Source organism: Variovorax paradoxus EPS (assembly GCF_000184745.1).
Classification (GTDB): Bacteria; Pseudomonadota; Gammaproteobacteria; order Burkholderiales; family Burkholderiaceae_C; genus Variovorax; species Variovorax paradoxus_C.
Window position 1 is genome coordinate 872658 of the sequence record NC_014931.1, and the last position, 16919, is coordinate 889576.

Genomic DNA, 16919 nt, shown 5'->3' on the forward strand with positions numbered 1-16919 from the left:
ATGCGCGTGCTTGTCACCGGCGCCAGCGGATTCGTCGGACGGGCGGTGCTTGATGAACTGCGGGCGCGTGGCCTTGAAACCATCGCCGTCAGCAGAACCGAACGGGCTGCCGTCGCAGGCGAAGCGAGGCGTGTGCTTTCCAACCCTGGCGACGCGGCCGAGGTTCGAGATCTGCTCCTGGCCGTGGCGCCGCAGATCGTCATGCATCTGGCGGGCGTTTCCGCTGCGCCCTCCTACAGCGAGCTCTACGAGGCCAACGTGGTCTTCGCGGCCAATCTTCTGGACGCCGCGCTCGCCATGCCGCTCAAGCCCCGTGTGGTTCTTGCGGGCAGCGCGGCCGAATATGGGCCGGTGCCCGCCGCCCTTCAGCCTGTGCGAGAGGACGTGGCGTGCCGCCCCAACACGGCCTACGGCGCCAGCAAGCTGGCCCAGACAAGCCATGCCTTCATCGCCGCGTCACGCGGCTTGTCCGTCGTGGTGGCCCGGCTGTTCAATCCCATCGGGCCCGGCATGCCGAAGTCCCTGGCCCTGGGAAGCTTCGCGCACCAGATCGCGAGCATGGGCGGGCAGGGAGGCGTGCTCGCGACGGGTGATCTCGATGTCGTGCGCGACTTCATGGATGTACGGATCGTTGCGAAGCTTCTCGTCGATCTGTCGCTGGCAAGCGATGCCCCTGCGGAGGTGGTGAACATCTGCACCGGCAACGGCCAGCGGCTGCTCGACCTGACACAGCGTTTGATTGCCGTCTCCGGCGTGCCGGTCGAATTGCAGCATGACGAATCGCGGCGCGGCAACAGCGATGTCAGGGCGTTCGTCGGCGATCCATCCCGGCTGAAGGCATTGGGGCTTCGCACCGAGCCTTCCGACATGGATGCCGTTCTCGAAGCAATCCTGCACAGCGCACGCAAAGCGATCTCCGCAACCTAGAACGAGGGCTCGCAAGGAACGTGTCCAGCCCGGTGCCGGATATACAGCCCTTCGTTTTTCACAGGCAAACCCACAAAGATGATCTGCAACGCGTGCTCCGGTACCAGCTTCAAGCCATTCGCCGTTCGGGCAGACGGCATGGAAATCCAGCAGTGCACCCGCTGCGGCCTGGGTGTGATTGCCCGCTTGCCCGAGAGCACAGAGGCGTACTACGACGACAACTACTACGTGAACGGAGAGAGCAGCGGCTATGCGGACTACAGCTTCATGGCCGAGCATGGGCTGGGCTGGGCGTTTGCGCTGGTTCGCCTGCTGGCCGATCACGGAAAGATTCTCGACATAGGTTGCGCGGACGGCTATCTGCTGGACAAGTTCGCGGACGCTTTCGACAAGTTCGGCATCGAGGTCAACGCCAAGGCGGCCGGTCAGGCGCAGGGCAAGGGCATCAAGCTTCTCGGCAACGACCTGCTGGATCCGCAACTGGTGCATGCGCATCGAGCCGCGTTCGACGTGGTGACCGCCATCGCGGTGTTCGAGCACCTGCTCGATCTGCGCGGCGGATTCCGCGCGGCCCTCGATCTGCTGAAAGACGACGGATTCCTGTTGTTCGAGGTTCCCGTCATGTCGGCCGAGTCCAGCAACGCGGCCTGGCTGAACAGTTCGCTGGAGCACATCTACTATCCGACCGAGGAGTCAATCCGCCACATCGTCGAGAAGGAACTGGGCGCTCATCTGACCGGCGCGGAAATTCCCATCAAGGACTACGCCTCGACCTATATCGGCATCGTCACGAAGAACGAACGCCAGGCTGCCCGCGTCAACGACGTTTTCGAACGCTTGCTGAACGCCGATTTCGACAGCGCCGCGACCGAGGATGTCAGTGCCTCGACGCACCTGCATCTGCTGCATGCGGGGCAGGCGACCGAGGCTTCGGTGCAATCGCTCACAAGACTGGACGGCAGCGAGTTCACGCCGCCGCTGGTTGCGCGCATCGCCCAGCTCTGGTCGTTCGACCTCAAGAGGCTGCAATCCGGTGCCGTGCAAGCGGCGGATTGCGAGGCCGCGAGCCGCGAGATCCAGCGCCTGAAGAGCGAAGTCGAGGTGATCCTCGCGGACGCGCGCCTCAATGCGGCGCAGGCCACCGAGGCCATCAACTTCGAGATCAGGCGCGCTGCGGAGCGCGAGGGGGAAGCGGCAGCGCTTCGCAGGAAGCTGTCCGAGGAGGTTGGGAAGACCGCCGCCATCGAACATCGGGCTTTGGAGACTGCGGGTCGGCTCGAGGCCATGCAGCAAACCATCGCATGGCGGGCCACCGCGCCCGTGCGTCGCTGGGCGACGAACAATCCTCACGCTGCAAGGCGGACCAAGCAACTCGCAAAGCTTGTGTGGTGGACGCTGCGAGGTCGCATCTTCGACCACCTTCGGGAATTCAGGCGCCGGCGCGCGCTGGCCGGGAGTGGCGCGGGGAGCCTGGAAGCCATAAGGCGCACCGCGGAGGCGGTTCGCCTCCTTCCGCCAGCGTGCATTGTTCCGGATGCGGTGAACCCGCCGAGCGGACCGGACTGGCCGTCGGATCGTCCGCTCGTCAGCATCGTGATTCCTTGCTTCAACTACGGCCACGTGGTGAGCGATGCGATCCGATCGGTCGAGGCGCAGACCTTCACCGACATCGAGATCATCGTGGTGGAAGGCGGCTCGAGCTCCCCCGAATCCCGCCAGCGCCTGATCGAGGCTGTCGGCAAGGCCTCGCCCAAACTGCGGCTCCTAGTGCAGGACCGGCCGCACCGTGCAGGGGCCAACCGCAACTTCGGCATCAGCCACGCGAGAGGCAAATACATCTGCTGCCTGGATGCCGACGACCGTATCGCCCCTACCTACATCGAGAAAGCCGTCTTCGTGTTGGAGCATTCGGGCTATCAAGTGGTCTCGCCGGGACTCCAGTTCTTCGGCGACAAGTCGGAAATCTGGACGCCGCACGAACGCCCGACACTGGATATGTTGCTGGAAGGTAACAACGCACTCACGTGCGCGGTGTATCCCAAGGATCTCTGGCGCAGGGCGGGCGGATATCGGGACTCCGATCCGGTGACCGGACATGTTCACGAGGACTGGCTGTTTTGGGTGAGACTCGCCGCGCTGGGGGCGCGCTTTATCGGCATTCGCGAGCCTCTTTTTCTTTACCGCAGCCACGGCGAAACCTTGAGCAATAGCCGAGCCGTTCTGGATAACGACGTTCAGAAAATACTGGTTCATCGCTTCAACGAGGACGTGCTGACTGAGGAAGCCATTCGTACCGCGCGAACGAACGGCGCATCGCCGCCGCCACGCTTGCCCCAATCCTTTGCGAGCCGACGCCGTTTTCATATTCAGCCTGCGGGTCCCTCGCTGCTGATTGCAATGCCATTTCTTGTTTTAGGTGGCGCAGAACGTTTATTGAGTGGCATCGTCTCGCAATTGGCAAAGAATGGCTGGCGCGTGACCATTGTGACAACCGTTCCAGTGGGCCAGGCGCACGGCGATACCACGTCCTGGTTTGAATCGGCGACTCTTGAGATATTCCATTTGCCGAGATTTCTCGAGCAGGAATACTGGCGGGATTTCATCGATCATCTGCTGCAATCGAAAAATATCCAATTGCTTTGGGTGATTGGCAGCGCCTTTGTCTACGACCAATTGCCGGCGCTGAAATTAAGGCACCCCCGCCTTGCCGTGGCCGATTTGCTTTTCAATACGGTCGGGCATACCGCCAACAATCGGAGATATGCCGATTGCATCGATCTCACCTTTGTCGAAAACTCGGAAGTCCGGCAGTGGCTGATTGCCGCGGGGGAGAGGCCCGAACGCATCCAGATGGTGGAGAGCGGCGTCGACCTTGACCAGAATGCCCCCGCGGCAAAAGACCAATTGCCAGTTGGCTTTGACGAAATTTCCAGCGAGTCGGTCGTGGTCGGATTTTTCGGGCGATGGTCCGAGGAGAAAGATCCTCTTGGATTTGTCGAAATTGCCAAGCGCCTGTCCAAGGATATCGACGTCGTGTTCTTGATGACCGGCGCTGGTCATCTTGAATCAGAAGTAAAAGCCGCCGTGGCGGCGGCCAACTTTCCGACAGGACGCTTTCTGCTGCGGGGCACTGTGCCGGAAATGAAGCCATACCTGCAAGCGTGCGACATTCTGTGCCTGCCCTCCCGCCTGGACGGGCGCCCGAACATCGTCATGGAAGCATTGGCGAGCGGGACGGCGATCGTTGCATCAAGAGTCGGTGCGCTGCCGGAGATGATGGAAGAGGGGCGGCAGGGTTATTTGTGCGAGCCCGGAGCCTACGATGAATTCGCTCGAAGAATCGAAGGATTGGCTGCAGACAAAGAAAAGCTCAATAATTTCAAACTGAGCGCCAGAGAATTTTCCGAGCGCCGGTTCGACATAAAGAAAATGCTCCGGCGCTACGAAGAAGAGCTTGTTAAATTGATGAAGGCCTCGAAGAGTTGAGGAAAACCATTCGGGCGGCGAATATTGCGCTGTGTTTTATTTGAAATGGCAAAGGTTTTATTTTGAATAAAAGAAAGTGAGCAAGTAAATTCGCGTCCGCCCTTGTTTGATCTTTCCGGTTGCAGCAACACGGGGTGCGTGCAGAAAGACGACAGCGATCGTTTTTGCGTAACAATCCCCGCTACGCAGCCGATCGATTGCGGCGCAGGTGTTCTCCCAACGTTGAAGCATGAAGATTTCTCCCACCATCATTCCGGACGTCTTGATCCTGGAGCCCAAGGTCTTCGGTGACGCCCGAGGTTTCTTCCTCGAAAGCTACAACGAAGAAGTTTTCCGCCGTGCCACGGGCTCGGACCTGGCGTTCAAGCAAGACAACCACTCACGTTCGTCCAAGGGCGTGCTGCGTGGCTTGCACTATCAGGTCAAGCAGCCGCAAGGAAAGCTGGTGCGCGTGGTTCAGGGCGCGGTGTTCGACGTTGCAGTGGACATCCGGCCAACCTCCCCGACTTTCGGGAAATGGGTGGGCGTGGAGCTCAACGAAAGCAATCATCGACAACTCTGGGTGCCGCCCGGCCTGGCGCACGGCTTTCTCGTATTGAGCGAGACGGCAGACTTTCTCTACAAGACCACCGACTACTACGCGCCCGCCCATGAGCGGAGCATCGCGTGGAACGACCCGGCGATCGGGATCGATTGGCCCCTTTCGGGCGCCTCGCCGGTGCTGTCCGCCAAGGACGCCGCGGCACCAACGCTTGCCGAAAGCATCGCCGGAGATGGCCCTTGATTCTGGTGACCGGAGGCGCCGGGTATATCGGATCTCACACATGCGTTGAACTGGCGCGCGCGGGGTACGAATTTGTCGTTCTGGACAATTTCTCCAACAGCACCCCGGTTGTCCTCGAACGCATCGAGCGCATCACCGGGCAACCGGTGCGTTGGCATGAAGGCGACATCCGCGACCGAGCGACGCTCGACCGGATCTTCGCGCAGTACCCGATCTCCGCCGTCTTGCATTTCGCCGGCCTGAAAGCCGTGACCGAGTCGATCGATCGCCCGATCGACTATTTCGACAACAACGTTCATGGCTCCATCGCTCTCGTGGGGGCCATGGAGCGTGCAGGGTGCAAGACCCTGGTGTTCTCGTCGTCGGCGACGGTCTATGGCCCCGAGCAGCCGATGCCCGTGGCCGAGAGCGCACCCCTCACCGTGAGCAATCCATATGGCCGCACCAAGCTGGTCGTGGAGGACCTGCTCTACGAGTTGAGCCGTTCGGATCCGCAGTGGCGAATTGCGACGCTGCGGTATTTCAATCCGGTGGGTGCGCACGACAGCGGCCTGATCGGCGAGAGCCCTGTGGGCACACCTAGCAACCTGATGCCGCTCGTGTGCCAGGTTGCCGCGGGGCTCCGGCCTGCCGTGCAGATCTTTGGCGACGACTACCCGAGCCCCGATGGCACGGGGATCCGCGATTTCGTCCATGTCATGGACCTTGCGGACGGACACGTGGCCGCACTGGCTTTCCTCGAACGGAATCAGACGCACATCGTGGTCAATCTCGGCACCGGGCGTGGTGCTTCGGTGATGGACGTGATCAAGGCGTTCGAGCGATTGAGCGGCCGGCGCATCCCGTATGAAATCGTGTCGCGCCGCGCGGCCGACATCGGCATCAGTTTTGCCGACGTCAGCCTCGCGAACGAGTTGCTGGGGTGGGTCGCCAAGCGCGACCTCGACGACATGTGCCGCGATGCGTGGCGATGGCAATCCGCGAACGGCCAGTGAAGTGAATGCGGGGGCGGCCGCCGGAAAGATCCGCCGACGAATGACGGTCAATAAGAATCCCGAAACGGGAAGGTGGGGAATAGCGTTTGATTCAAATTTGCCAAAGAGCCCGAGGCTCGAAATCCTGGGCGTCGGATAAACAAGCCCACGAGCTGGTCCCTCGGCATCGCCAGTTCCCTGGAGGCTGAATGGATCGCCTCGTCTTCGTTTCCACCGGACTGTTTCCCTGCACACCTGACGCGGCAGGCCGGGTGACGTCCGACCTGCTTCGCGCCCTCGACGAAGCAGACCGCCAACGTGCGACCCTGGTCATGGTCGACGCAGCCGTCGACCGTGTGTCGTTCGAGGCCGCCTTTCCGAACGTGACACTCGTCGAGGTCGATACCCGCATCGATCAGGATCGATTCGCGGATTCGCGTCAGCATCCCCCCGAATCGGCCTACTCGAACACATCTGCGCACTGGCGTTCGGCATGCGTGTTCAGGGCGCTTTCGGCGTTGAGCGAGAGCCAGCCGATCCAGTACCTGGAGTTTCAGGATGCGGGCGGGCTCGCCTTCTGCACGCTGCAGGAAAGCCGGCTGCAGGGCTTCCTGCCCGATGCCACCATCGTGGTTCGCCTCTGCGGATCTCACACCGCGTTGATGCATGCCGAGGCCTTGCCGCTGTCCATCGAGGATCTGAATCTCAGTGACCTGGAGCGCAAATGCCTGCGCGATTGCGATTTCGTCATTGCGCCGAGCCCTGCAGTGAGCGAGGCCACGCGCGAGATGTTTGGTTTTTCTCCAGAGGAATGGGAGCCGAGGGTCGTTTGCCACGCACCGCCGGTTTTGTCTGGCGATGTCACTGGCGTTGTACATGCGGTCTCCCCAGCTTCCGACCAGGCCATTGTCTTCAGCGCCGATCTGCGGAGATCGGAACGCCCCGACCTCTTCGTGCGCGGAGTTGCCGGTTTCATGCGCCAGTGTCCGAGCTACACGGGCGCGATGAAGCTCGCAGGCCATTGCCCTGACGAGCGCTACATCGCGCAGATCGAGCGCCTGGTTCCGCCGATGTTCAGCGAGCGCGCCAGCTTCATCCCGGAACTGGCGCCGCACACGCGTGAAGCGCTCGTCGGAGGCGCAACCGTCGTTTGCCCCGGTGCGTCCCCGGCGCGCGAGATGGCCGCCATCGAGGCGTCGCTCTTGGGCGCACGGGTGATCCTGAACGAAACGAATCCGGCCTTCGGCGAAGGCACGCGATGGCGTGACGGTGTCAATTGCCTGAAATTCGACGGAACGGTCGATGGACTGGTTGGCGCGCTGGAGCGCAATTTCGAGGACAAGGCGCCACTGACCCCGGTGCAGTACGCGCAAGAACCTGGGCCATGGCATGTCGCAACCAGGCAAAGGCCTCTGTGGCGTGTGCTGCAGGAACGGCCTCTGGTTTCCGTTGTGGTGCCGCACCACAACCTGGGAAGCTACCTGACGGCGACGCTCGACAACCTGGCCGCCCAGAGCTACCGGAACATCGAGATCGTCGTCGTGGACGATGCGTCGACGGATGCGCAAAGCCTGCGCGTGATCGATGAGCTCGCGTTCAAGGAAGACGCCCGTCTCAAGATCGCTCGCCTCACGGCGAACGTCGGCCTGGCGGCGGCGAGAAACATCGGCGTTCGTCTTGCAACGGGCCGCTACGTGCTGACGCTGGATGCCGATGACTTGATCCATCCGCGCTTCCTTGAGGTCGGCGTGGCTGCGCTGGAGAACAGCGCGGAATTCGACATCGTCGTGACCCCCGCCGGGTACTTCCTCGACGGAGAGGCAGAGCCCACACCGGGGGAGGCGGCGAACTTCTGCGACTACGCGATGTTCTCCGGCGAGGCCGTGGTTGCCGGTCTTCTGGAGAACCGGTTCTCTACCGCGACGGCGCTGTTCAGGAAATCGGCACTCGACGATTTCCCATACGTGGAGAGTTTGAACTGCTACGAAGACTGGTCGCTGTTCATGAGGATGTGCGATGCAGGCCGGCGATTCCTCGTCACGACGGATGTTTTCTTCTTCTACAGAAGAAGATTGAATTCGATGGTCCATGCGTCGCGCGATCTCGCTCGCAAGCGCATCGAATACGGCGATCTGTTGCGAACCAGTGCTCCCCACGCGGTCGCGCAGAAATCCAGGCACTTGCTGATCGGAATCGGCGCAGCGGTGGCCGGCAACCAGGCCGGTGCAGAACCGAAGGTGATCGAAGAGCCGCTGGACAATACCGAGGCCACGGCCGAGGAGCTCATCCAAGGGCTCTTCGGACCTGGGGGACAGTACGACGAGCAAGTCGTTTTCGCGAGCCTCAAGGCGTCCCGTTGGCTGGAGCGCAAGGTGCCCTGGATGATTCGGGGCAGCATGCTCGCGGCGCGTTGGACATGGCGGGCCTATCGTTTCGTTCGTGGCAGGCGGTGAAAAAAGCGTTCGAGTGGATCTGGCGACAGGGGTGATCCATGGGATTGGCGAAATAAAACCTTCGTCGGTGTCTGGAATTGATGGATTGATTGATTAATTAATTTGAAGAAGCGAATTCGATGTTGTCGAATTGCCTGCTCGATGAAAACTTCAGGTGTTGAAATCAGCGATCAAATAACGCCTGAGCATTTCAGGCTGTCGTTCATATTTTTTTTCAGCTTGCGCTGCTGCAAGAGGTGGCGTTTTCTACCGCGGCGTTGCCGTCAATGCTCATTTCGACGAGCAATAGACCATTTCGGTCTCAATAACTATCTTGCGCAGTGATGGGTGTGCCGGTGTATACAGTTTCAGTTACCGCCTACGTGGTCATCAGATATATAGTGTTTCGACCGGTACAAGCGGTGAAGTAGCGCGGCGGCCACGCTGGGCTGACTTCTAATTCGACAAAGACGAATTAATATTGAAAGAATTTTGCATTCTGTTCCTATTGAATTCGTGGCCGACTTGTCATCGTTGTCATACGTCTTGATCGATGTTTGCATGAAAAATTTATAAAAACTAGGAAGTCATGATGATTGCGCGAATTCGGAGATTCATAGCCTTCTGGTGGGACCAGGGAACCCCGGGGGCTGCACGGTTGATTCGCAGGAAGCTGGGCGAGATCGTTGGCGTGAATGGAAAGCCCGGGGAAACGAGCGACCCGAAAATGACGCTTCCCGAACTTTGGGCGCTGAAGTTCGTCTCGCAGCAGCCACTGCACACTTATGTGATCCCGAAGTCCTCGCTGCCGCGAATCAGCCTGGTGACCGACAGCATCGGTTCGGGGAGCCTCTTCGGTGGGGTCGGCACCGCGCTGCTGTTTGCGGCCCAACTGGCCAATCGAATGAACGCAACGCTGCGGATCGTGACCCGGACCGAGGAGCCCTCTCCGGCGAATGCCTCGCAGGTCCTGGACGCCTACGGCATTCGGCTGCGGCAGGAAATCCAGTTTGCCTTCGCACCGCACGTCGGAGGCGACTATCCGAGTGCCCTTCCCGCCGGAGAAACGGCGCCCAGCCTGGACATCCTCCCCGACGAAATCTTCGTCACCACCTCGTGGTGGACGACTGCGGCGGCGCTGCCCAGCGTTCCGCCCGCCTCGATCGTCTACCTGCTCCAGGAAGACGAACGGATGTTCTATCCCTTCGGAGAAGAGCGCGTTCAATGCGAGCGGGTCTTGCAAGTCCAGGACATCCGGTTCGTCGTCAACACCCAGCTCCTGTACGACCATCTGATCGCAACGGGCCTGGATCACCTGCGGCGCGCCGGATGCTGGTTCGAGCCCGCATTCCCGAAGTCGCTGTTCCACGAGCGCGAGCGGGAGCCGGGTGGCAAGAAGCGGTTCTTCTTCTATGCGCGACCGAACAATTCGCGCAATCTCTTCCACATCGGCCTGGATCTCATCGACAGGGCAGTCAACGAGGAGATCCTCGATCTCGCGCAGTGGGACATCTTCCTGGTCGGGAAGGACATTCCCAATGTGACTTTCGGCGACGGCTATTCGCCCCAGCGCATCGAAGGACTCGACTGGGAGGCCTATGCCGACCTGGTGGGAACGATCGATCTCGGGCTCTGCCTGATGTACACGCCGCACCCCAGCTACCCCCCTCTGGACCTGGCGGCCAGCGGTGCCGTCGTGGTGACCAACAAGTTCGCCAACAAGCAGGATCTGTCGGGCTATTCGCGCAACATCCTCGCTGCCGAACTGAACACGCAGGCGATGCTCGATGCGCTGAGGGCCGGCGTGGCGCTCGCAGGAGACAAGGAGGCGCGCAGCCGCAACTTCGCAGCCAATGCCCTGGGCTCGGACTGGACGCAATCGTTCGAATCGACGCTCGAGTCGCTCTCCACGGGGCGCTGATGTTTGCACTGCAAACCCCGCCCGTTCCCTATGCGGATCCCTGGCTTCAGCCGCTCTCGACCCGGCTGGCCATGCTGTACCGGCGCAAAATGCGGGTGGCCTATTTCTACGAAGAGCCGAACAACAGCACGTTTCGCTACCGGGCCTACAACATGGCTCACGTACTCAACGACGACGCGGCGGGCCACGTCTCGGCGAGCTATTTTTTCCTGTCCGACAGCGAGCGCTTCGACGAGATCGCCGACGCCGCCGATCTGCTGGTCATCTGCCGTTCGCGCTACTGCCATCGGGTCAATGGCCTCGTCACCAAGTTCCGCGCGCGCCGAAAACGCGTGCTGTTCGATGTCGACGATCTGGTCTTCGACTCCGACTATGCACACCTAGTGGTCGCCACTCTGGGCCTGGATGTCACGCAGAACGGCCTCTGGGACGACTGGTTCGCGATGATCGCCCGCATGGGCCAGACGCTGAAACTGTGCGATGGCGCGATCACGACCAACGACTTTCTTGCGCAGAAGCTCGCGGACTACTCGGGCCTGCCGGTGCACGTGGTGCCGAACTTCATGAACCGGGAGCAGCTCGCGCTCGCGCAGAGCGTCTTTGCGGAGAAGGAGCGGGCACGTTTTGCCGGCAACGGCAAGGTGACGCTCGGCTACTTCAGCGGTTCGCCTTCGCATCGCCTCGACTACGCGATCGTCGAGTCCGCACTGGCCGAGGTGCTGGCCCTGCGGCCGGAGGCTGAGGTCATGGTCGTCGGCTACATCGATCATGGGCCGGTGATGCGGGAGTTCGCCCACCGTGTCAGCCGACAGCCTTTTCATGACTACGTGAACCTCCAGCGCCTGCTCGGGACGGTGCAGTTCAACCTCATGCCGCTGCAGTCGAATGCGTTCACCGACTGCAAATCCGAGTTGAAGTATTTCGAGGCGGCGAGCGTCGGCACCCTGAGCATCGCTTCGCCGAGCTTCACCTATCGCCGAGCCATCCGCGACGGCGAAAACGGCTACCTGGCCAAGGCGCACGAATGGGCCGAAGTCATCCTGCGCGCCATGGACCGCAGCGACGCCTACGAATCGATGGCGCAGGAAGCGCGCAGCGATGCGCTGTCGAAGTTCGGCTGGCAGGAGCAGACGGGGGCGGTTTTGCGTGCATTGCAGCTTGCCCGGTAGCGCGGCCGCTCTTTCCTTTCCGATCACCACACCGTTGCACCACATGACTCTGTTGATCTATGGCGCAGGCGGACTGGGTCGGGAAGTGCTGTCCGCCCTGCAGACATGCGGGGAACACGTGTCCGGTTTCGTTATCGACCCCGGCTTCCCGGTGCCGGACATGCGAGGCCTGCAGGTGCGGGCCGAACGTCTGGAGACTTTGTGGACCCCTGCTGTGCGCCTCGTGCTGGCGGTGGGGGATGGCCGAGCGCGTCAACGTGCTGCACAGTCGCTGGATGCAGGCGCCGAGTTCGTCATGGTGCGGCATCCGGCCGCGGTGATCGGTTCTCGCGTCTCGATCGATGCGGGTGCCATGCTCATCGGCCCGTGCAGCATCACGACGGACGTTTCGATCGGGTCCCACACGCTGATCAATCCTGGTTGCACGATCGCCCACGATTGCGTGCTGGAGGACTTCGCCAATCTCGGCCCTTCGTGCGCTCTTGCGGGACGCGTCACGGTTCGAGAGGGCGCCAACCTGGGTGTCGGCGTCTCGGTGGCACCAGGTGTCGTGATCGGCGCCTGGTCGACGGTGGGCGCCGGCGCGGTGGTGATACGCGACGTCGAACCTGGAACCACCGTCGTCGGCGTTCCGGCGCGTCTCATCCAGCGCAGGGGCGACATTTCCCCGGCGGCGATCAAAATCCCGCGACCGTGACTGCCGGCGGCAGCCGGTCTCCTGCCATACCTCGAACGCATCGACAACTCGCGCACGTAGGCAACCACGGGCCGCTCAATGGTGAATTCGTCCACTGCCTCGGCGAGTTGGTCGGCGCAAGCCATGTGACGCTGAGCTCCAACGGAACACCCTGATCCGGTTGGCGTTGAGGCTGCGTTGCCAGCAAGGCGGCCATTGCCTATGGCTGCTGCCTTCATCGCCAGCGCGCACACGGTGCGTGTGCAAGGCCGCCCTGACGCCGCATCTCCAGTAGACGGAATGACACGGCATTCTTCGTCGTCTTCGGGGCCGCGGCCGCATTGACCTCGCTCCCTTGCTGGAGCGAGTTTCTCAAGCTCCAGGCCCGCCAAATGTTAGCGCAGCCGGTATCTGTTGTTAACTCAATGTTAACTGCGGCCGTATACTGGCCTGCCTTGCTCCGGCGCGGCCACCCTCTTTCTGATTTATCTCACCGTTGCGCATGACGCTTTTGATCTATGGGGCAGGCGGACTGGGCCGTGAAGTTCTGTCCGCTCTGCAGGCATGCGGGGAGCACGTCGCAGGCTTCGTCGTTGACCCGGGCTTCCCGGTCGCGGATATCCGCGGGCTTCAAGTACGAGCCGAGCGCCTGGAGACTTTTTCGGATCCTGTCGTGCGCCTTGTCCTCGCGGTCGGGGATGGTCGGGCGCGCCAACGCGCCGCGTTGTCGATCGGCACCGCAGTCGAATGCGTGGGGGTGCGGCATCCAGCCGCAGTGGTCGGTTCGGGCGTCTCGGTCGGCACGGGCGTCCTGATCATCGGTCTTTGCAGCATCACGACGGACGTTTCGATCGGGTCCCACACGCTGATCAATCCCGGCAGCACGATCGCCCACGATTGCGTGCTTGGAGATTTCGTCAATCTCGGCCCTTCGTGCTCTCTTGCAGGACGCGTCACGGTCGAGGAAGGCGCCAACCTGGGTGTGGGTGTCTCCGTGGCGCCAGGTGTCGTGATCGGCGCCTGGTCAACCGTGGGGGCCGGTGCCGTGGTGATCCGCGACGTCGAGCCCGGTTCCACCGTCGTTGGTGTTCCGGCGCGCCCGATTCAGCGCAGGGGCGGTACCGCGCCCTTCGTCCCGCCTCCGGCCTAGTTCCTATCGTCCAGTTGTCCAGATGCCTACAGTCATGCCCGTTCAAGACCGCAATATTTCCCCGGCGACGATCAAGGTCCTGCGACCGCGACTGCCGGCGGCAGCGAGCCTCCTGCCGTATCTCGAACGCATCGACAGCTCGCGCACGTACAGCAACTACGGGCCGCTCAATGGCGAATTCGCCCGCCGTCTTGGCGAGCTTGTCGGTGGAAGCCATGTGACGCTGACCTCCAATGGAACCACCGCGATCGAACTGGCATTGAGGCTGCGTTGCCAGCAAGGCGGCCATTGCCTGATGCCTGCATTCACCTTCATCGCCAGCGCGCATGCGGTGTGCAATGCCGGCCTGACGCCGTATCTGCTCGAGACCGATCCGAACTCCCTGGCGCTCACGCCCGAAATCGCCGCTGCAGCGCTGAGCGGGGTGCCCGGTCCGGTTGCCGCGGTACTGGTCGTCAGCGCCTTCGGTGCGCCGCCGGACTTCGCCGCCTGGGCTGCGTTCGAGCAACAACACGGCATCCCCGTCGTCTTCGATGCCGCGGCCGCCCTGACCTCTCTCTCGGGCATCGGCCGGCAACCCGTTTGCGTGAGCCTTCATGCCACCAAGACCCTGGGCATCGGCGAAGGCGGGGCCATCTTCTGTGCCGACCGGGAACTGATGGACCGCGCAACGGCCATGACGGGCTTCGGGTTCGTCGGTCAGGAGCGCCAGTCTTCGCTGCGCGCGGGCAACTACCGCATTTCCGAGTACTCGGCCGCAGTGGGCCTGGCGGGACTGGACGGGCTGCCCAAGCGCACCCAGGAAATGCGTGAATTGACGGCGGCATACGCAAGGCGGCTGGAAGGCAAGGCGGTGCATTTGCAACGCGGCGTCGGAAGCGATTGGGTCACGATGACGTTGAACGTGATCGTTCCGGCTGCGGACGTCGCTGCAACCACGCAGCGGCTCGACGATGCCAAGGTCGAGTGGCGCCGTTGGTGGGGGCTGGGTTGCCATCGGCATGCGGCGTTCAAGGACGTGCCGATGTCCAGCCTGTCCGTCACCGACACTCTCGCGCCGTGTGTCATCGGCTTGCCCTTCCACGACGACCTGTCGCCGGACGACCTGGATCGCGTCACGGGCTGCCTCCAATGAGCAAGAGCCCGCTTCTTTCGTACATCGTTCTCTCGTACAACTACGAACGCTACATAGGCAAGACGCTGCGAAGCATCCTGGACCAGACGGTGCAGGATTTCGAGATCGTGGTGGTGGACGACAGATCCATCGACAGTTCGGTGGCCATCGTGTCGGCCATTGAAGACCCGCGCATCAGGTTGTTCGTCAATGAGAAGAACCTGGGTGGGGCGGCGAGCTACAACCGGGCGGTTCAGGAAGCGCGCGGCGAGTGGCTGGTCAACCTGGATGCGGACGATTGGATCGACCCGCGAAAGGCCGAGATCCAGTTGGAGGCGGCTGCCCGGAATCCACAACTCGATGTCATCGGCACCTATGTCGAGATCTATGACGAGAACGACGATCGGCATCCATCGGCCGATGCGTTGGAGGCGGGATACAACAAGCCGCGCGACCTGAATCTGGTCGACACCTGGATCGGTGCCAACCATCTGTGCCGGTCTTCCACCATGGTGCGTGCTTCGGCGCACAAGCGAATCGGGCTGGACGATCCGCTGATGGTTCGCGCGCCGGATTACGAACTGTGGACTCGCGCCCTGCAGCATGGCTGCAGATTCGCCGTCATTCCCCAGCGCCTGACTTTCATTCGCGCTCATTCCCGTGGCGTAACGCACGGTGACCCTGTCGGCACGCTGCTCGAGGTCAGCTACGCGATGCAACGCAATCTGGTGCCTCTTGCAGAAGCTCGCTCGCTGCTTCTTTCCATCACTCGAATGGTTGCCTGGACGTGTCGCCATCCGTCGCTGAGTCAATTGCCGCCATTGCAGGCGTACAGACTGATCGGCACGATGATGCAATCGGCGGCGGCATCCGATTTCCAGCACTTCCGCGCAATGCTGGGCAACTACAGCGTTCAGCCTGAGCTTGCCGAAGTCGGCAGACGTTCCTTTGCGTTCGTGGGACCGAGTGCCGATGCATATCAGGAGGTCGACAAGCTTCACCGCGACATCCGGGCCTACATCGAAGCAAGGGACTATTTCAGGGGGGAAAGCGAAAAATGGGAGCAGGCCTATCGCTCGCTCGTGCTTGAGCGCCAGGCGGCCGCCGAAGCTCCGGCTCCGGCCTCAGGCTCTTCACCTTCTTTGCCCCGACGTGCATGGTCGCGTCTTGTCCGGACCCTGACCAAATGAATTCGCCTCGTATCCTGGCGCTGCTCCCTTTCCTGGTGAAGGGTGCTCTCTCGATTGCCATCTTCCGTGCCCTCAGAGCGCGCGGTGTGGATATCACGGTTGCCTATTGCGGCGATGCATCGGCAGCTTACGAACCTGATGCGCTGGAGGATTTCGCTTCGACCGGGCATCTTCTCGATCTGTCTGGCATGACAGCGATGACCCGGTTTGATCTGGTTCTCGAACAGCTTGTCGACCGCAAGGTGGATCTCGTGCTGCAGATAGGCGCTGGAGAGCTTTATCACTTGCTTCCTTATTGGAAAGAGCGGTTGCCTGGCCTGCGCATCGCCGACATTCTCTACAACGAGATCGGCCATACGTTGAATCATTTCCTCTATGAAGGATGCTTCGATGCCGTGATCGTCGAGAGTGATTTCATGGGCGATTACATCAGGCGATCGTCCCGCAGACCCGATCCTCCCGTCGTCGTCGTTCGCAGCGGTGTCGATCTGGATGAGTTTTCCCCTGTCGCCACGCAGAGCGGCCCCAGGCTCAAGGTCGGCTATGTCGGCCGGATGTCGGATGAGAAGAATCCGGTCGGATTCATCGAGTTGGCACGGCGGCTGGCGCCCCTGAACTCCGCGCTCGATTTCGAGATGTTCGGCACGGGTCCCGATGCGGCCATGGTCAAGGAGCGCGTTGCAGCCAGTGGGATCGCAGACAGGCTGAGATATCACGGCTTCGTTGAGCACGCCAGAGATGCACTGCACCAATTGGATGTGCTCGTTCTGCCCTCGAAATTCGATGGCAGGCCCGTTCTGGTCATGGAGGCGAATGCATGCGGCGTTCCCGTGATCGCAGCCCCAGTGGGCGGAATTCCTGAACTGGTGACCGACGGGGCCAACGGCTTTCTGATTCCTCCGACCGAAACCGAGCGCATACACGCATTGCTGTCCGGGCTGCACGAGCAACCGCAGGCGCTCGATGCGCTGAAGGCCGCGGCGCGCGCCCATGCGCTGGAGCACTTCAGCCGCGAAAAGATGATCGAGGCTTACGCGGCCGCCTTCGCGAAAGTGGCCCTGGTTTGAAAGAGGCTCACGACCGGTATCGCGCGCTT

Annotated in this window: 12 protein-coding genes; all 12 read left to right on the forward strand. The window is 61.7% G+C overall.

Annotation, left to right across the window (positions count from 1 at the left end):
• The 12 genes from VARPA_RS03870 to VARPA_RS03925 all read left to right on the forward strand — a co-directional run bounded on the left by VARPA_RS03870 (position 1) and on the right by VARPA_RS03925 (position 16890).
• Positions 1 to 927 carry an NAD-dependent epimerase/dehydratase family protein gene (locus VARPA_RS03870; protein WP_013539239.1) on the forward strand — a complete coding sequence of 309 codons (927 nt, stop codon included), beginning with the start codon at positions 1 to 3 and terminating at the stop codon, positions 925 to 927.
• Positions 928 to 1005: 78 nt separating this feature from the next.
• Positions 1006 to 4413: a glycosyltransferase gene (locus VARPA_RS03875; RefSeq protein WP_013539240.1), complete on the forward strand. Its 3408-nt coding sequence runs from the start codon at positions 1006 to 1008 to the stop codon at positions 4411 to 4413.
• Positions 4414 to 4642: 229 nt separating this feature from the next.
• Positions 4643 to 5197 (forward strand): dTDP-4-dehydrorhamnose 3,5-epimerase, encoded by a 555-nt coding sequence (gene rfbC / locus VARPA_RS03880; RefSeq protein WP_013539241.1) that lies wholly within the window; start codon positions 4643 to 4645, stop codon positions 5195 to 5197.
• Entirely contained in the window at positions 5194 to 6192 is a 999-nt protein-coding gene (gene galE, locus VARPA_RS03885; protein ID WP_013539242.1) for a UDP-glucose 4-epimerase GalE, read from the forward strand. Before rfbC ends, galE begins: the two co-directional genes overlap by 4 nt.
• Positions 6193 to 6380: 188 nt before the next feature.
• Entirely contained in the window at positions 6381 to 8624 is a 2244-nt protein-coding gene (locus VARPA_RS03890; protein WP_013539243.1) for a glycosyltransferase family 2 protein, read from the forward strand.
• Positions 8625 to 9195: 571 nt separating this feature from the next.
• Positions 9196 to 10524: a hypothetical protein gene (locus tag VARPA_RS03895; RefSeq protein ID WP_013539244.1), complete on the forward strand. Its 1329-nt coding sequence runs from the start codon at positions 9196 to 9198 to the stop codon at positions 10522 to 10524.
• The gene (locus tag VARPA_RS03900; protein ID WP_013539245.1) at positions 10524 to 11693 is read left to right on the forward strand and encodes a glycosyltransferase family protein; all 1170 of its coding nucleotides are present in this window, start codon (positions 10524 to 10526) and stop codon (positions 11691 to 11693) included. The genes VARPA_RS03895 and VARPA_RS03900 overlap by 1 nt, the downstream gene beginning before the upstream one ends.
• A gap of 43 nt (positions 11694 to 11736) precedes the next feature.
• Positions 11737 to 12390 (forward strand): NeuD/PglB/VioB family sugar acetyltransferase, encoded by a 654-nt coding sequence (locus VARPA_RS03905; protein WP_013539246.1) that lies wholly within the window; start codon positions 11737 to 11739, stop codon positions 12388 to 12390.
• Between the two features lie 481 nt (positions 12391 to 12871).
• Entirely contained in the window at positions 12872 to 13519 is a 648-nt protein-coding gene (locus tag VARPA_RS03910) for a NeuD/PglB/VioB family sugar acetyltransferase (protein ID WP_013539247.1), read from the forward strand.
• Positions 13520 to 13553: 34 nt separating this feature from the next.
• Positions 13554 to 14654, forward strand: coding sequence for a DegT/DnrJ/EryC1/StrS family aminotransferase (locus tag VARPA_RS03915; RefSeq protein WP_013539248.1), 1101 nt, complete (start codon positions 13554 to 13556; stop codon positions 14652 to 14654).
• Positions 14651 to 15823: a glycosyltransferase family 2 protein gene (locus VARPA_RS30090; protein ID WP_013539249.1), complete on the forward strand. Its 1173-nt coding sequence runs from the start codon at positions 14651 to 14653 to the stop codon at positions 15821 to 15823. Before VARPA_RS03915 ends, VARPA_RS30090 begins: the two co-directional genes overlap by 4 nt.
• Positions 15820 to 16890, forward strand: a complete 1071-nt coding sequence (locus VARPA_RS03925) for a glycosyltransferase family 4 protein (RefSeq protein WP_013539250.1) — start codon at positions 15820 to 15822, stop codon at positions 16888 to 16890. The genes VARPA_RS30090 and VARPA_RS03925 overlap by 4 nt, the downstream gene beginning before the upstream one ends.
• The last annotated feature ends 29 nt before the right edge of the window (positions 16891 to 16919 follow it).

Bases quoted from the DNA above. Each gene is read 5' to 3' on its own strand.
- VARPA_RS03870 (WP_013539239.1), top strand. From the start codon at position 1: ATGCGCGTGCTTGTCACCGGCGCCAGCGGATTCGTCGGACGGGCGGTG.
- VARPA_RS03875 (WP_013539240.1), top strand. From the start codon at position 1,006: ATGATCTGCAACGCGTGCTCCGGTACCAGCTTCAAGCCATTCGCCGTT.
- VARPA_RS03900 (WP_013539245.1), top strand. From the start codon at position 10,524: ATGTTTGCACTGCAAACCCCGCCCGTTCCCTATGCGGATCCCTGGCTT.
- VARPA_RS30090 (WP_013539249.1), top strand. From the start codon at position 14,651: ATGAGCAAGAGCCCGCTTCTTTCGTACATCGTTCTCTCGTACAACTAC.
- VARPA_RS03910 (WP_013539247.1), top strand. From the start codon at position 12,872: ATGACGCTTTTGATCTATGGGGCAGGCGGACTGGGCCGTGAAGTTCTG.
- VARPA_RS03925 (WP_013539250.1), top strand. From the start codon at position 15,820: ATGAATTCGCCTCGTATCCTGGCGCTGCTCCCTTTCCTGGTGAAGGGT.
- VARPA_RS03905 (WP_013539246.1), top strand. From the start codon at position 11,737: ATGACTCTGTTGATCTATGGCGCAGGCGGACTGGGTCGGGAAGTGCTG.
- VARPA_RS03895 (WP_013539244.1), top strand. From the start codon at position 9,196: ATGATTGCGCGAATTCGGAGATTCATAGCCTTCTGGTGGGACCAGGGA.
- rfbC (WP_013539241.1), top strand. From the start codon at position 4,643: ATGAAGATTTCTCCCACCATCATTCCGGACGTCTTGATCCTGGAGCCC.
- VARPA_RS03890 (WP_013539243.1), top strand. From the start codon at position 6,381: ATGGATCGCCTCGTCTTCGTTTCCACCGGACTGTTTCCCTGCACACCT.
- VARPA_RS03915 (WP_013539248.1), top strand. From the start codon at position 13,554: ATGCCCGTTCAAGACCGCAATATTTCCCCGGCGACGATCAAGGTCCTG.